The sequence below is a fragment of the Rhodococcus sp. G6(2025) genome, from assembly GCF_058628105.1.
Genome location: NZ_CP179750.1, coordinates 1,272,464 through 1,288,211, shown reverse-complemented (window position 1 = coordinate 1,288,211; position 15,748 = coordinate 1,272,464). Strand labels below are relative to the sequence as shown.

Annotated in this window: 14 protein-coding genes; 7 read left to right on the top strand and 7 right to left on the bottom strand. The window is 68.1% G+C overall.

What is annotated here, in order from left to right; translation table 11 throughout:
• Positions 1-66: 66 nt before the first annotated feature.
• From ACLIVD_RS06145 to ACLIVD_RS06125, 5 genes are all read left to right on the top strand, one after another.
• On the top strand, positions 67-846 hold the full coding sequence (locus tag ACLIVD_RS06145) for an LmeA family phospholipid-binding protein (protein ID WP_105412950.1): 780 nt from the start codon (positions 67-69) through the stop codon (positions 844-846).
• The gene (locus ACLIVD_RS06140; RefSeq protein WP_283330671.1) at positions 843-1,319 is read left to right on the top strand and encodes a thioredoxin family protein; all 477 of its coding nucleotides are present in this window, start codon (positions 843-845) and stop codon (positions 1,317-1,319) included. Before ACLIVD_RS06145 ends, ACLIVD_RS06140 begins: the two co-directional genes overlap by 4 nt.
• A 237-nt stretch (positions 1,320-1,556) precedes the next feature.
• A complete protein-coding gene (locus ACLIVD_RS06135) occupies positions 1,557-2,009 on the top strand; it encodes a DUF4395 domain-containing protein (RefSeq protein ID WP_105412948.1) in 453 nt (150 codons plus the stop codon).
• Positions 2,010-2,076: 67 nt separating this feature from the next.
• Positions 2,077-2,913, top strand: a complete 837-nt coding sequence (locus ACLIVD_RS06130; RefSeq protein WP_280778707.1) for a sulfurtransferase — start codon at positions 2,077-2,079, stop codon at positions 2,911-2,913.
• Positions 2,914-2,916: 3 nt separating this feature from the next.
• A complete protein-coding gene (locus ACLIVD_RS06125; protein WP_005244353.1) occupies positions 2,917-3,222 on the top strand; it encodes a DUF1416 domain-containing protein in 306 nt (101 codons plus the stop codon).
• Positions 3,223-3,291: 69 nt separating this feature from the next.
• Here ACLIVD_RS06125 and ACLIVD_RS06120 read toward each other — a convergent pair whose 3' ends face one another.
• Positions 3,292-4,599: a cutinase family protein gene (locus tag ACLIVD_RS06120; RefSeq protein ID WP_280778710.1), complete on the bottom strand. Its 1,308-nt coding sequence runs from the start codon at positions 4,597-4,599 to the stop codon at positions 3,292-3,294.
• Between the two features lie 323 nt (positions 4,600-4,922).
• Here ACLIVD_RS06120 and ACLIVD_RS06115 point away from each other — a divergent pair, with 323 nt between their 5' ends.
• Together ACLIVD_RS06115 and ACLIVD_RS06110 are read left to right on the top strand one after the other, a co-directional pair.
• The gene (locus tag ACLIVD_RS06115) at positions 4,923-5,564 is read left to right on the top strand and encodes a heme-binding beta-barrel domain-containing protein (protein WP_025431873.1); all 642 of its coding nucleotides are present in this window, start codon (positions 4,923-4,925) and stop codon (positions 5,562-5,564) included.
• An 86-nt stretch (positions 5,565-5,650) separates the two neighbouring features.
• A complete protein-coding gene (locus ACLIVD_RS06110; RefSeq protein ID WP_491932125.1) occupies positions 5,651-6,766 on the top strand; it encodes a type IV toxin-antitoxin system AbiEi family antitoxin domain-containing protein in 1,116 nt (371 codons plus the stop codon).
• Positions 6,767-6,835: 69 nt separating this feature from the next.
• Here the strand turns inward: ACLIVD_RS06110 and ACLIVD_RS06105 are convergent, their stop codons facing one another.
• The 6 genes from ACLIVD_RS06105 to ACLIVD_RS06080 form a co-directional block, all read right to left on the bottom strand.
• Positions 6,836-8,467, bottom strand: a complete 1,632-nt coding sequence (locus ACLIVD_RS06105) for a transposase (RefSeq protein ID WP_491932853.1) — start codon at positions 8,465-8,467, stop codon at positions 6,836-6,838.
• A 325-nt stretch (positions 8,468-8,792) separates the two neighbouring features.
• The gene (gene cydC / locus ACLIVD_RS06100; RefSeq protein ID WP_491932124.1) at positions 8,793-10,472 is read right to left on the bottom strand and encodes a thiol reductant ABC exporter subunit CydC; all 1,680 of its coding nucleotides are present in this window, start codon (positions 10,470-10,472) and stop codon (positions 8,793-8,795) included.
• Complete coding sequence (gene cydD / locus ACLIVD_RS06095) at positions 10,462-12,168, bottom strand: thiol reductant ABC exporter subunit CydD (RefSeq protein WP_491932123.1); 1,707 nt, start codon at positions 12,166-12,168, stop codon at positions 10,462-10,464. The genes cydC and cydD overlap by 11 nt, the downstream gene beginning before the upstream one ends.
• Positions 12,165-13,202, bottom strand: a complete 1,038-nt coding sequence (gene cydB, locus ACLIVD_RS06090; RefSeq protein WP_009477911.1) for a cytochrome d ubiquinol oxidase subunit II — start codon at positions 13,200-13,202, stop codon at positions 12,165-12,167. Before cydB ends, cydD begins: the two co-directional genes overlap by 4 nt.
• A gap of 11 nt (positions 13,203-13,213) precedes the next feature.
• Positions 13,214-14,710 carry a cytochrome ubiquinol oxidase subunit I gene (locus ACLIVD_RS06085; protein ID WP_283330665.1) on the bottom strand — a complete coding sequence of 499 codons (1,497 nt, stop codon included), beginning with the start codon at positions 14,708-14,710 and terminating at the stop codon, positions 13,214-13,216.
• A gap of 133 nt (positions 14,711-14,843) precedes the next feature.
• Positions 14,844-15,716 carry an aminodeoxychorismate lyase gene (locus ACLIVD_RS06080; protein ID WP_009477909.1) on the bottom strand — a complete coding sequence of 291 codons (873 nt, stop codon included), beginning with the start codon at positions 15,714-15,716 and terminating at the stop codon, positions 14,844-14,846.
• Positions 15,717-15,748 lie beyond the last annotated feature (32 nt).

Below are 15,748 nucleotides of genomic sequence, written 5' to 3'. Positions count from 1 at the left end.
CCCCCGGCCGACCGGCGCGGAGGTTGCACCGACACTCCCCCGACCGGTGTCCGTCACAATGGGGCCGTGCGGAAACTCATCATCGGAATCGTCTTCCTCGTGGCTCTCGGTCTCGTCGTCGACTTCGGTTCGGCGGCCTACGCGGAGTACCGGGTGTCGCGGGAACTGCGGGCAGGGGCGTCCCTCACAGCGGATCCCGAGGTGACGGTTCACGGCTTTCCGTTCCTCACCCAGGCGTGGGACGGAAAGTACGAGAACATCGAGATCCGCGCCCAGGGAGTACAGAGTGACGTGGTGGGTGAGGTGACTATCGAGTCCACCCTCCTGGGTGTCTCCGCGCCGCTGTCCGACCTCGTCGACGGCTCCGTGAAGGCCCTTCCGGTCGATCACCTCTCCGGCCGCATGCTCATCGACGCCACCGACCTGGGACGCTTCCTCGACATCCCTGACCTGCAGGTTTCGGCCCCGCCGGCCAGCAAGTCGGACGGCACCGGGGGCTCCGGCGGCTCGGGGATGCCGACCGCGGGCGGCGTCGTCCTCACCGGCACCGTCCCCGTCGGGCCCATCGAGACCACCGTCAGCGTCCAGGCCGACCTGGTTCTCGACGGCGGTCAGGTGAAGATCGTCGCCAGCGACTTCTACTTCGGGCCCGAAGGCCACGCCGACTTCACCATCCCCGAACCTCTCGCCCCCGCGATCCTCGGCCTCTTCACCCGGACGATCGACCCCCGGGAACTCCCGTTCGGCGTCCAGCCGACGGAGGTCTACGCGGAAGGCTCGCAGATCGTCATCGAGGGCGTCGGCAACAACGTCACGATCGACCTGAACGAACTGCAGAGCCGATGACCGGAATCACACTGTTACTGATCGCACTGTTCGCCGCCGTCGTGTTCGGGCTCGTCTGGCAACGCCGCCAGGGGACCGTCCGGAGCACCGGCGAGACTTCCGCGGTCGTGACCGACCGACGACGACTGCTCCTCGAGGCGGCGGGCGTCGGGCCGGCATCGCCCGAGCACCCTCGACGGGCCACCGTTCTCCACTTCTCCGCCGACTGGTGCGGACCCTGCGCGGCGGTGCGCAGGGTGGTGGGACAGGTCGTCGCGGACCTCGCCGGCGAGCCGGAACCTCCCGTCGAAGTGGAGGTCGACATCGACGAGTATCCCGCTCTCGCCAAGGAACTCGGCGTTCTGTCGTTGCCGACGACGTTCATTCTCGACGCCGACCTGCAGCAACGCTTCCGGGTGTCCGGAGTACCCGCCGCGACCGACCTGCGGGCCGCGCTGGGACCCCTCACCCGGCCCCCGGGTTCAAATTCCTGAAGAACCGGGTAAACTCGTCGTCGTGCAATCCAGCCACGAGCTCATGCTCACCCGTCGCCGCACAGTAGACCTGTGCCGCCTCGGGGCTTGTTGCTGTACCTGTTGCTGATCACCAGGGCTGTCGCTTTCTGCTGACACCGCGGATTCCGCGCACGTGATCTCACCCCCGATGACGACGTCTTCCGTCGTCGTTCGGCGCCAGGCAAGCATTCAGGACTCACCGCAGGAGCACTTCTCATGTCCACAACACTCGAGCTCGAGCAGGTCGACGTTCGTGGCCCCCGGTTCGCCGCCTGGGTCACCACCGCCGTCCTCGTCGCCGTGCTCGTCGTGTCGACGTTCTCGCTGGTCGCAGCAGGAATTCTGCTGGCGCTGCAAGCGGTCGTCTTCGCGGCAGGCGCAGCCACCGGGCCACGGCGCAGCCCGTACGGCCGGATCTTCGGCACCCTCGTCGCGCCGCGACTCGCCCCGGTCAGTGAACGCGAACCCGTCGCACCGCTTCGCTTCGCGCAGCTCGTCGGCTTCGTCTTCGCCGCCGTCGGCACCGTCGGCTTCTTCGCCGGCTCCGGCGTCGTCGGCGCCGTGGCCACCGCATTCGCCCTGTTCGCGGCGTTTCTCAACGCTGCGTTCGGCATCTGCCTCGGCTGCCAGATCTATCCACTCGTCGCACGCTTCCGCACGGCGGCCTGAAAGTTTCACACCGAGAACCACTGCACGATCCACCCGACACAAGTAAGTACACATCGAAAGGAACACCATGGCTCGCTCCGATGTCCTAGTCTCCGCCGACTGGGCTGAGCAGAACCTCAACGCCCCCAAGACCGTTTTCGTCGAGGTGGATGAGGACACCAGCGCATACGACGGCGGCCACATCGAAGGCGCCATCCGCCTCGACTGGCGGAAGGACCTGCAGGACGGCGTCCGTCGTGACTTCCTGAACCAGCAGCAGTTCTCCGACCTCCTGTCCGCCAAGGGCGTCGCCAACGACGACACCATCGTTCTCTACGGCGGCAACAACAACTGGTTCGCGGCGTACGCGTACTGGTACTTCAAGCTGTACGGCCACCAGGACGTGAAGCTGATCGACGGCGGCCGCAAGAAGTGGGAGCTCGACGGGCGTCCCCTCTCCAAGGAGACCGTCACCCGCGCGGCCACCCAGTACAAGGCCGAGGCCCCCGACCTGTCGATCCGCGCGTTCCGCGACGAGGTCATCGACGCCATCGGCAGCAAGAACCTCGTCGACGTGCGTTCGCCCGACGAGTTCTCCGGCAAGATCCTCGCTCCCGCGCACCTGCCGCAGGAGCAGGCGCAGCAGCGTGGACACGTCCCCACGGCCATCAACATTCCGTGGAGCACCACCGCAAACGAGGACGGCACGTTCAAGTCGGACGACGACCTGGAGAAGCTGTACTCGGAGAAGGGCTACGACGAGTCCAAGCCCACCATCGCGTACTGCCGTATCGGCGAGCGCTCCAGCCACACCTGGTTCGTGCTCAAGGAGATCCTCGGCAAGTCCGATGTCAAGAACTACGACGGCAGCTGGGTCGAATACGGCTCGCTCGTCGGCGCACCCATCGAGTTGGAGGTTCACTGAGCCATGTGTGGAGCACCTGTACAGACCCAGACCCTGCCCGCGGGCGTCGACGTCGAGAAGGAAACGGTCATCACCGGCCGCGTTCTCGCCGCTGACGGCCAGCCGATCGGTGGAGCGTTCGTGCGTCTCCTCGACGGCGGCGGAGAGTTCACCGCCGAGGTCGTCGCCTCGGGCACCGGAGACTTCCGCTTCTTCGCCGCTCCCGGCGAGTGGACCGTGCGTGCACTGTCCAGCTCCGGCAACGGCACCTCGACGGTGAGCCCGTCGAGCGCAGGCGTGCACAACGTCGACGTCACGGTCGGCGAGTAGTCACCAGCTGACGACATCAGAAGGGCCCCGCTCCGGATTCGGAGCGGGGCCCTTCTCGTCGTGCGGACTCTACTTGCCCGGTGCAGCTGGGATGGTCTCGCCGCCCTTCTCCGACTGCGCGAGTGCGGTGATCCAGTCGACGACCTTCTCGCTCTCCCAGTACCAGGGGTCGTTCGGGTTGTTGTTCCAGTAGAACAGGTGCTGGATGAAGCCCAGGAAGATGTACGGCTTGATCACCAGTTCGAAGACGTCCCTGTTGTCCTCGACGAACCCCGGGCCCTCGTCGGCGAGCTTCGCCTTCACGACCTCCGAACCGGGACCCATCGCCCAGTTGAGCGCCTCGACGATCTGCTCCTGGGACACCTGCATGTTGCGGTCCGGGCCGTCTGGGTCGTAAGTCCGGTCGGCGACCTTGCGGAGAACGTCGAGGAAGGACTCGTCGGAGGCGAACCAGTCTTCGTGTGTGACGATGTGCACAATCGACCGCGCCGCCATGTTCGTCACCGCATTCGCGAAGTCGGAGACCGTCTGGCCCGGGTTCAGCAGGGTGAAGTGCATCTGTCCCAGCACCCCGAGTGCCAGTTCGAGAACGGCGATCTCCTGCGGCGCGTCGCACGCGATGTCGTAGGGGCGGCACGCGTAGGTGATCTTGCCGTCGAGAGCGCCGTAGTCGGCCGGCTCGGACGACATGAAACCGCCTCCGGGCGGGCCGGGTTCGCCCATCGAGGGGGTGCCCGCGGGACGGTACGGGTCGCCGATCAGCGCGACGCCGGCGATGTCGTCGGCGGTAACCAGAGCGTTGCCGTCTCGGTGGCCGAGTTCACGCGACACCCTTTCGACCACCTCGGCGCCGACGCTGTATCCGAGTAGCACGTACTTGGTGTCGTCGCCGCACTTCACCTTGTTCTCGTCGAGAATCTTGTTCGTCGACGCAACACCCGCAGCCATCGAATCCTGGTATGTCGGAACAGGTTGCAGCAGACCCAGACCGTACGTGGACGGGTAGGGAACGTACATCCACCCCACCGTCCCCGGATCGTCCTTGTTGGCCTCGCCGGTCGGCACCGTCACGTTGCCCACCCAGTTCGACCAGAGCTGCCGATTCTCGTCAGCCAGAGGGTTGCGGTCCGCCGTCGAGTCGGTGGCGCCGGATACGGCGACGATCATCACGTCGGGGCAGTCGGCGGCGTAGTTGTTCGGATCGACACGGTCCGTGTCGGCACTCCCCGAATCTGCACTTCCCGAGTCTGCGCTCCCGGTGTCGGGCGCGGCGACGGCAAGGCCGGGAGCACCGAACGCGGTGGCGGTCAGCAGCAGCACCGTCGCCGCGATCGCGGCCCGCACCGGACCGGTGACGGCAGTACTCGATCGAAGCATGGGACCTCCGGGAGGGACGGGAGACGAGACGACCGCATGAGAATGTTCGGAACCGACCGGGTGGTCGCCTTCGAGAAACCGTAGCCGCAGTCACGGTAAGTCGCCTCCCGTTTCGACCGTTCGACGGGTTCGGTTTAGGATGTCCCCGTGGTTATCTTCTTCGAGGTACTTCTTGTCCTTGCCGCCGTGTTGATCACGTGGTTCTCGCTCTACACGATCTACCGCCTGGTCACCGACGAGTCGTGAGTCAGAACCCGGACGCAGGCGCAGATCCGCCTTCCGAGCACCCGACTACGAGCGCGCCCGCTGGGGACACCCCCGCCGTGCGTCGTGGTAGCGGTGATGCAGCCGTCGCGGACGCCATCGAGCGTTCCAAGACGACGGCGTCGCGGAACATCCCGCAGCTTCCGGACCTTCCGCTGCCCGAGGACACCGCAAATCTGCGCCTCGGCCCGGATCTGAACAACGAACTCCTCGCAGTACTGCCCCTCGTGGGTGTGTGGCGCGGTGAAGGGGAAGGCCACGACCCCGACACAGGCGACTACCCCTTCGGGCAGCAGATCATCGTCTCCCACAACGGTGGCAACTACCTCAAGTGGGAATCCCAGACCTGGGTCCTCGACGCCGACGGCGAATACGTGCGCCCCGACCTCCACGAAACCGGCTTCTGGCGGATCAGCGGAGACGGGATCCCCGGCAGCACCAACGAGGAAGTCGTCGAACTCCTCCTCGCCCACAGCTCCGGCATCGTCGAACTGTTCTACGGTCAGGCCCTCACCCAGTCGTCGTGGGAACTCGCGACCGACGTCGTGATCCGCAGCACCTCCGGTGTTCTCGTCGGCGGCGCCAAGCGTCTCTACGGCATCGTCGAGGGCGGCGACCTCGCCTACGTCGAGGAACGCATCATCGCCGACGGTGAGCTGCGTCCCCACCTCTCCGCGCGTCTGTCCCGCTACGTTGGCTAGCGCCCGTGAGTACTTATTAACCACGGGCGGTTAACAAGTACTCACGGCTCGGGTTATCCACAACCTGAGGTTCATCCACAGGTCAGTTGAGATCGGCCTGTTTCGGACGAATCCTGTCGGTCGGCGTGCGCACCGTCGCGTCCATGACGACTGCGACGATCGACTTCAGGCCCGAATTCCAAACAGTCCTCGACTATCAGCACGGCCTCGTCACGGCCCGCCAACTGCGCGGACTGGGTATCTCGACCCGGCAGATTCAGCACATGGTGGAGTCCGGCCAGTGGTCGGCGGTTCTGCACGGCGTCTACGCCGTCACGAACGGTCCGCTCGACCGGCCGATGAGGCTGTGGACGGCACTGCTGTTCGGCGGTCCCCGAGCGATTCTCAGCCATCGGACGGCGGCCGAGGAGTGGGGGCTGATGCCCGTCGACCCTGACGGGCCGATTCACGTCACGGTGCCCTACGGATTGTCTGCGGAGCCGCAGGGACCGACGTATCGGAAGGCCGGCCGGCGATCCGACCGTCCCGTTCCCCGCGAGGGGGATCTCCTGCATCCCGGGGTCGTGGTGCACCGATCCCGGGCGCACGCCCACATCCTCGTCCCGACGCTTCCGCCTCGAACGTCCCAGGCCGACACCGTCGTGGATCTCGCTGTCGCGGAGCCGTCGGCGGTGGCGGCCGCACGCGTCCTCGTGTCGGCGGTCACCGGCAGCGACATTCCGGTCCACGAGTTGCTTCGACGGATCGAGCAGCGTCCACCGCGCAGGTACCGCAAGGCTCTGACCGACGCTCTGACGTTCGTGTCCGGCGGAGTCCAGTCGATTCTCGAGCACCGGTACGCGATCGACGTGGAACTCGCGCACGGACTGCCGGCCGCTCGACGACAGTCGCCTGTTCTCGTCGACGGACGAACCCTCTACGAGGACGTCGACTATTCGGAAAGCGGCGTTCCGCTCCTCGTGCGGCTGGACGGACTGCGGTATCACTCGTCGCGGTCGGTGGCCCTGCGAGATCGGCGTCGCGGCAACGCGGCGGAACTCGCCGGCAAGGCGACGCTGGTCTGGGAGGAGGTGACGCGGCGCTCGTGCGACGTCGCGGCCGAGGTGCGGACGGTGCTCGAGCGGGGCGGCTGGAGTGGTCCGAACCCGTGCCCCCGCTGCCGTGAGTACTTATTAACGTCGGGGGGGCTGTTGCGGAATTGAGTGAGGGCGGTCCGGGTGCGGGTGTCTCATGCCGCGGTGGGTGCCGGTGCGGGGGTGGCCCCCGCCGGGTCAGGGGGTGGCCGGGAGCGGGGTGCCTCCGGTCAGGTGGGTGAGGATCTTGCCGAGGTTGTGCACGGCGGCGTGGAACGCCCATTCGCTGCGGGCGCGGTCGAGGCCGCGGCTGGTGAAGCGGCGGAATCCGAGGTTGTGTTTGGCGTGCCCGAACACGGTTTCGGCGATGGGTGAGCGTTTGCGGTAGGTGGCGATACCGGCCTCGGTGCGCAGCCGGTGGGTCATGGCCTGGATCGGATCCGCTTGCGGCGGTGGCGGTCCGGTGACCGGATCAGCGGTGGCGGCGGCCTCGAGGTGACGGGATTTGCCGGTGGCGATCAACCGGTCCGGGCCCGGCGCGGTGAGGTTCTCGCGGGAGCAGTAGCCGGCGTCGAAGAGCATCACCCCGATCAGCTCCTCCGGGCTCGTGCCGGTCGGTTCCTTCCCACGTCGGGTGGTGTCGATCAGGTGCGCGGCCGCCCCGGCCTTGTCGACCATCTCGGGGAAATAGTCGTAGTCCGCCGGGCCGGTCCCGACCCCGGTGGCCAGGATCAACCCGTCCTCGCTGGTGAAGGCCTGACAGTTGTAGCCCTGCACCCAGCCGCCGCCGCGCAGCGGCTGCAACCGCGAATCGGGATCGGTGGTGTTGCGGCGCCGCTGCCCGGCGGCGGCGGCGCGCTCACCCTGTTTGCGGAGGGCGGTGTCGAGTTCGGTGCGCCGGCGCCGGACCAGGTGGTGCTTCTCGACCGGTTTCGGTGCGAACCGGGTGCCCCCGCCCCCGGCCTCGGTGCCACCCTGGAACCGCTCGATCACCGCGTGCTGGGCGGCGACCGCCTCGGCCAGACGCCGCTCGGCGGCGGCGACCTCGGCCCCGACCGGCACCCGGCCCATCACCGTCTGGCCCGCGTCGAGCCGGGCCAGATAGTCCTGCGCCTTCTGGTCCCGCTCGCACCGTTCGGCGTCCTTCTCCGCGTCGAGCTGGGCCAATGCCTCGGCGATCCGGGCCGAGCGGGTGCTGGGATCGGCCAACTCCGCCGGCACCTGTCCCGGGCCCGGATCGTCCTCGCCGTAGAGGTCGTCCTCGGCGTCATCGGTGGCGGCGTGCGCGGCCACCGCGGCGGCGGCGATCCGCGCGGCCTCGGCCTCGGCTGCCCGGCGCAGCCCGTCCTCGGTGCGGTTGGCGTCCTTCGATGCGTTCGAGGCGATCTTCACCCCGTCCAACGCGATCGTCTCGAGTCGGCCCAGACCCAACCGTGCGGCCAGGATCAGGACCTGCGTGAACAGGGCCTCGCAGGCGGTGTGGTTGTCCTTGCGGAACCGTGAGATCGTCACGTGATCGGGGGTGTCGCCGGCGCAGATCACCCGGTAGGACACCACCTCCGAGCAGGCCCGCTCGATCTGCCGCGACGACCGCACCCCCCGCGACCACGCCCAGATCAGCAGGGTCACCAGCATGTCCGGGTCGTACCCGGCGCGCCCGGCACCCCCGGTGCGGCGAGAGCCGTGAAAAGCGCTGGTGTCGAGATGGGTGTCGACGATCTCGATCACCGTCCACACCGGATGCGTGGGCGGCACCCACTCCCGCATGTCCGGTGGCAACAAAAACTGCTGATCACGATTCACCGGTCGATACCCCTTGGCCACCAACACATTATCCAAGAAACATCAGGTCGGGGCGCCGCGGCACGCGGACACCCCGACCCGGAAATTTGAAACAGCCCCCGGGCGGTTAAGAAGTACTCACGGGCGCGGAGCGCACAACGGCCCCCGAGCCTTCCGGTGCGTGTGCACCGGGTCCGATCTGGACCAGACCGGGGGCTCGGGGGCCGGGTAGCTGCCTGGGATTCGCTCGCCGCTCGCGCGGTCAGTGAATTCCGTCAGCGGTAGCGGCTAGCTGGCAGCCACCTCACGTGTCCGTCTGTCATACAATTTCAGACCACCTCCTTCCTCGTGTACTGAAGAAAGTACGCCGCACTCACGGAGTCGGCAACGCATTTTCGCTCTCAGCTTTCTCCACCCGTATCACCAGGTCAGCGCTGGTATCCTCCGGCAGCTGGTGGGTGACCACCACGACGGTGCGCTGCGACGACACCAGTCCGCCGTCGCGTGCGAGCAGTCGCCGGAGCAGGTCGGCGCCCGCGTCGGCGTCGAGGTGCTCGGTCGGTTCGTCGAGCAAGAGCACCCGGTCGGGCGACAGCAGAGCCCTGGCGAGGAGCAGTCGGCGACGCTGTCCACCGGACACTGCCCTGGCACCGCCCGCGAGGGTCGTGTGCACGCCCTCCGGCAGCCCCGACACCCATCCCCCGAGCCCGACCGACTCCAGGACGGTCAGCGCCTCCGCGACCTGGAGGTCGCCGCGCGCCACCCGCAGATTCTCGAGCACGGACGTGTCGAAGAGGTGCGCGTCCTCCGCGAAGAATCCGACGTTCCGGCGGAGAGCCTCGGATCTGACCCGGTGGAGGTCGAGTCCGTCGACCTGGACCGTCCCCGACACCGGGGGGAGCAACCCGGCCAGGGTCATCAGGGTGGTCGTCTTCCCGGACCCGCTGCCGCCGACGATCGCGACCCGGGCGCCCGACTGTAGGTCGAGGTCGAGCGGGGCGGTGACCTGCCCTCCGGGCCAGCCGCACCGCAGGTGCTTCGCGACGACCTCCGCGGGCCCGTCCAGTTCCCGGTCCCCGGGGTGCGGATCCGCGACGGCGGCGTCGAGCACGGCGAGTATCCGGCGGGACGCGATCCGGGCCCGGGTCAGCGCGACCGCCGCGGCGGGCAGCGCGGCCGTGGCCTCGAACGCGGACAGCGGCAGGAGCACGACGATGCCCATCGCCATCGGGCTCATCGTCCCCGACGAATACAGGTCCATGCCGATGAGCAGTGACGCGATCACGCTCACGCCCACCGCGAGTGGTGTGGCGGCGTCCGCGAACGCGCTGGGTGCGGCGGCGCGGTCGGTGGCCGCGACCGCGGCGTGTTCGGAGCGGACCGCCCGCGACACGGTTCGCTCGAGGCGACCCGCGACGCGGAGTTCCGCGGCGTGATCGAGCGCGGTGACGGCGTCCTCACTGAACCGGGCGCGCGCGTCGGCCCCGGACGTCTCGGCGAGGCGGGCGGCCCGCGCGGACAACCAGGGCGCCGCGACCCCCGACACCGAGAGCGCCACGGCGAGCACGAGTGCGGAGGCGGGCGAGATCACCGCGAGGATGCCGACGGCGGCCACGGCCAGGACGACGGACACGGCGATGGGGACGATCGCGCGGACGACGACGTCACCGAGGGTGTCGACGTCGGCCCCGGTGCGGGCGAGCAGTTCGCCGCGGCGCAGGCCGGCAGCGGCCGCGGGGTCGCCGTCGGCCAGCCGCTGGTACAGCTGGGTGCGGGCGGACGTGGTCCCGCGCAGCGCGGTGTCGTGGGTGGCGAGCCGCTCGAGGTACCGGAAGACGCCGCGGGAGATGCCCAGCGCGCGCACCGCCACGACGGCCACGCTGAGGTCCAGGACGGGCGGCATCTGCCACGCCCTCGTGATCAACCATGCCGACAACGCTGCCAGCGCGAGCGCACTGCCCAGCGTGGCCACGCCGGCGGCGACGGCGCGCACTACCCGCCCCGGTTGCAGGTCGAGGAGCGGCAATGCCCGGATCAGCGGGTCACGCGACATCGGCGCTCACCTCGATCACCCGGTCGGCGGCCGCGAGCACGGTCGGCCGGTGCCCCACCACCACGACCGTCCGGCCGGCGGCGGCCAGGCTTCGCAGCGAATCGAGCACGGTCCGCTCCGACGCGTCGTCGAGGTGCGCGGTGGGTTCGTCGAGCACCAGGACGGGACGCCGGGTGGCCAGCACGCGGGTCAGCGCGAGCCGCTGCCGCTGACCGAGCGACAGTCCCGTTCCGCCGGACCCGACGCGCGTGTTCCAGCCGTCGGGAAGTTCGGCGAGGACCTCGCCGAAACCCGTCGCGGCACAGGACTGTTCGAGGTCGACGACCTCGCCGATGAGCCGGAGGTTCTCGTCCAGGGTGCCGGGTACGAGGACGGGGTGCTGCGGGAGCCACGCCACCTGCGCCCACCACGCGGACCGGTCGAGCGAACTCACGGCGGTACCCGCCACCCGCACCTCCCCGCGCTCGGGTTCGACGAGGCCGAGGAGTGCTTGCACCGCAGTCGATTTCCCGGAACCGTTGGGTCCGGTCAGGACGGTCACCGCACCGGGTTCGAGGGCGCCGGTCAGGCCGCGCGGTGCCGGGCCGTGCCGGGACGGGACGTCGATGCCGTCGAATTCGATTCGCGCCCCGGCCGCGTCGACCAGAACCGCACCGTCGGCGGCGTCGTCGGGACGATCGGTATCGATGACGGCGAAGGCCCGGCTCGCGGCGGCCATCCCGTCCTCGGCGGCGTGGAACTGAGTTCCGACCATCCGCAGCGGGAGGTACACCTCGGGCGCGAGAATCAGTGCGACGATTCCGGCTTCGAGTTCCATCCCCCCGTACACCAGCCGCAGTCCGATGCTCACGGCGACGAGTGCGACGCACAGCGTGGCCAGCAGTTCCAGCACCATCGACGACAGGAACGCCACCCGCAGTGCCGACATCGTGGTGCGGCGGTGGGCGTCGCCGAGTTCACGCACCCGCCTCGCCGGTCCCTGTTCGCGGCCCAGCGCGCGGAGCGTGGGCAGGCCGGCCAGGAGGTCGAGCAGCTGGGAGGACAGTGTGGTCATCGCGGTCAGCGTCTTGGCGGCCTTGCCCCTGGTGAGCAGACCGATGAGGATCATGAAGATCGGGATGAGCGGAAGTGTGACGAAGATGATCGCCGCCGACGTCAGATCCTGAAACGTGATGACCGCGAGCGTCGCCGGAGTGAGCGTCGCCGCGAGGACCAGCGCCGGTAGATACCCGGTGAGGTACGGCACGAGACCGTCGATTCCGCGGGTGAGCACGGTCGCGATCTCGTCCCGCCGCGGGTCGAGTTCGCGCGGTCGCAGACGGGTGGCGACGCCGAGGACCTCCCCCTTCAGCTCCGCCACGACCCGCGTGGCGGACCGGTGCGCGAACCGGGACTGCAGCCAGGTGCCGAGCACCCGCACGCCCACCGCGGTCGCGAGGACCACCAGTTCGGTGGACCATCGCCCGAGGTCGGTGGCGTCGTCGACGATGACCCCGCCGAGCACGCGGCCGATCATCAGTGCCGACACGATGACCATCGCGACGTTGACGATCGACAGCGCGACCGTGAGGACGAGGTACCCGCGGGCCGCCGCGGAGTATCGCCAGAGGCGGGGATCGACGGGACGCCGGGAACCTCGCTCCGCGCCCGGGCGCTCGTCGGCCGGGCGGGGTGCGTCGCCTACCGCTGCGCTCATCTGCGCCCGAGTGGGAGACCGATCGACGGCGGGATGTGCTTGGTCGAGATCCGTTGGCGGAACACCCAGTACGTCCAGCCCTGGTAGATCAGCACCACCGGGGTGAGGAAGGCGGCGGCCCACGTCATCACCTTCAGCGTGTACGGACTCGACGAGGCGTTGTCGATGGTCAGGTTGTACGCGGCGTCCAGTGTGGACGGCATGACGTTGGGGAACAGCGAGCCGAACAGCAGGGCCACCGTGGCGATGACCGCGATCGACGTGAGCAGGAACGCCCAGCCCTCCCGTTCGGCGCGGGTGAACGCGACCACCCCGAGGAGTGCGGCGGCGGCGATCGCGACGAGAATCCACGTCCAGCCCTTGCCGTGCGCCAGCTGTGTCCACAGCACGAACGCGCCTGCCACCGGAACGGCCGGGATCGCCAGCCGGGACGCCAGTTCGACGGCGTCCGTGCGTACTTCGTCGGCCGTCTTCAGGGCGAGGAACACCGCGCCGTGCAGGGCGAACACGAGTGCGGTCGTCAGACCACCCAGCAACGCATAGGGATTGAGCAGATCGAAGAGGCTCGAGGTGACCTGCTTGTCGGCGTCGATGTCGACGCCCCGCACGATGTTCGCGAACGCAACACCCCACAGCACGGCAGGCACCCAGGACCCGAAGACGATGCCCCAGTCGCACCGCCTGCGCCAGGTGTCGTCGTCGATCTTGCCGCGGTACTCGATGGCGCAGATCCGGACGATGAGCGCGACGAGAATGATCAGCAGCGGCAGATAGAAGCCGGAGAACAACGTGGCGTACCACTCCGGGAACGCGGCGAACAACGCGCCGCCACCGGTGATGAGCCACACCTCGTTGCCGTCCCACACGGGGCCGATGGTGTTGAGCACCACCCGCCGCCGTGTGTCCCCGTTCGGGTCCTTGCGCCTGCCCAGCACCGGCATCAGCATGCCGACACCGAAATCGAATCCCTCGAGGACGAAGTACCCGATGAAGAGCACCGCGATCAGGATGAACCACACTTCTTGAAGTCCCATGACCGTCTCCCCTAGTACGCGAACGAGAGTTGCTCGGGCTTGCCCGGTTCTTCGGGCTCGTCGTGGTCGTCACCCGGTGGATGCGCGTCGTGTTCGAGTGGTCCCTCGACCGTGTAGCGGCGGATCAGCGTGAACCACACGACGGCCAGCGCCCCGTAGACCACCGTGAACGTGATGAGCGAGACCCAGACGGTCCACGGGGAGTGATTCGAGACGCCCTGGTCGACAGTCAGTCTGATCATGTCGACACCGGTCGGGTTGGGTGCCACGACCCACGGTTGGCGACCCATCTCGGTGAATACCCAGCCCGCGCTGTTCCCGAGGAACGGTGTCGGGATGACGGCGATCGACAACCAGCCGAACCACTTCTTGTCCGGGACGCGGCCGCCGCGGGTCATCCACAGACCGACCACGGCGAGCAGCGCCGACCCGGCGGCCCAGCCGATCATCGCGCGGAACGTCCAGTAGGTGACGAACAGGTTGGGCTTGTAGTTGCCGGGCCCGTACGTCTCCTCGTAGCGGGCCTGGATCTCGGTGACGCCCTCGACGGTGGAGTCGAACGTGCCGTCCGCCAGGAACGAGGTGAGGCCGGGGATCTTGATGAGCTGGGTGATGCTCTCGCAGTTGTTCTGGGTGCCGACGGTGAGGATGGAGAAGTCGGCGCCGGTTTCGGTGTGGCACAGCGATTCGGCCGATGCCATCTTCATGGGTTGCTGTTCGAACATCAGCTTGCCCTGGATGTCGCCGGTGATCGCGAGTCCGATGCCCGCGGCGACCATCACCCACAGCGCGAGGATGGTGACCGGGCGGAACATCGTCCTCGCGGTTTCCTCGTGCTTCTTCGCCACTTCGGGTTCGGTGGCTTCCTTCGACTTGCGCATGCTGCGCACCATCCACCAGCCGCCGACGCCGGCCACGAACGTCCCTGCCGTGAGGAACGCTCCGGCCACGACGTGTGGGAAGGCCGCGAGCGCCGTGTTGTTGGTGAGCAGTTCCCAGATGCTGGTGAGTTCCGCGCGTCCGGTCTCGGGGTTGTAGATGGCCCCGACCGGGTGCTGCATGAACGAGTTGGCGGTGATGATGAAGTACGCGGACGCGTTCACACCGATTGCGACGAGCCAGATGGTGGCGAGGTGGACGAGCTTGGGCAGCCGTCCCCAGCCGAAGATCCAGAGGCCCAGGAACGTCGACTCGAGGAAGAAGGCGACCAGCCCCTCGAGGGCGAGGGGTGCGCCGAACACGTCACCGACGAAGCGTGAGTACTCGCTCCAGTTCATCCCGAACTGGAATTCCTGCACGATGCCGGTGGCGACGCCGAGCGCGAAGTTGATCAGGAACAGCTTCCCGAAGAACTTGGTGAGCCGATACCAGTGGTCCTTTCCGGTGACCACCCACATCGTCTGCATGACGGCGATCAGCGGGGCGAGCCCGATCGTCAGCGGAACGAGGATGAAGTGATAGACGGTGGTTATGCCGAACTGCCACCGGGAGACATCCAAGGCATCCATCGCTACTCCGAAACTGGGCCCGTAGGACAGGCTTCAGGGCCGGAGCGTGGGCTTCCGCCCGACCCTTGAAAACAACGTACTGCGGGGTCGTTTCCCCCGCAGGACTTTGCTACTACGAAATGTAGTAGACCTGTCAAGCCTCCGCAGACTCGGTGCCCGCCGCCTCGACCGCGAGGCCGACCAGCTCCACGATCTCGTCGGCGAGCGGTGCGTCGGGCAGGGCAAGTCCGTCGATCTTGCGCACCCGCGCGACCATGGTGACACTGGAGATGAGCCAAACACCTTCCGCCGTAATGAGATCCGCCGGCCGCAGCGCCGCGTACTCGCAGCGGAACCCCTTGCCGGACGCCACCTCGTACAGCGCCTGCTGCGTCGTTCCGGGCAGGATTCCGTGCTCCGGCGGCGGCGTGAGGAGGTGTTTGTCGCGGGCGATGACCACCGTGGAACGTGGCCCTTCCAACACATTGCCCTCGCTGCTGACGAAGATCACATCGTCGGCACCGAGTGTCGCCGCATACCGCAGCGCCGCCATGTTCGTGGCATACGACAAGGTCTTCGCCCCGAGCAGCTGCCACGGCGCACTCGCCGACAGATCCACCGAATAGCCCCGGGCCAATGTGAGTACCGACACCCCGTCGCGCCGCGCCTCCAGAATCCGCTCGGACACCGGCCCGACGGTGACGAAAGCAGTCGGGTCGCCACCGGACTCGCGGCCGCGGCTGAGCACGAGTCGCATCGCACCCTCCCGCTCGGACCCCCACTCCTCGACGGCCAGCTCGAGTGCCAGGCGCCACTCGTCCAGGTCCTGAATGGGCAATCCGAGGGCGCGCGCCGACGCGACGAGACGGGTGAGGTGGGCCTCGACCTTCAGTGCGCGACCGCCACGCACCAACAGCGTCTCGAAGACACCGTCGCCGCGCACCACCGCCAGATCGTCCGCGTGCAGCAGCGGGGCATCCGCGTCCCGCACCTCGTGGTCCAGTGTCACCAGCACTCGATCAGACATGACGCCCAGCCTATCGACCCTGCTGACCGCCA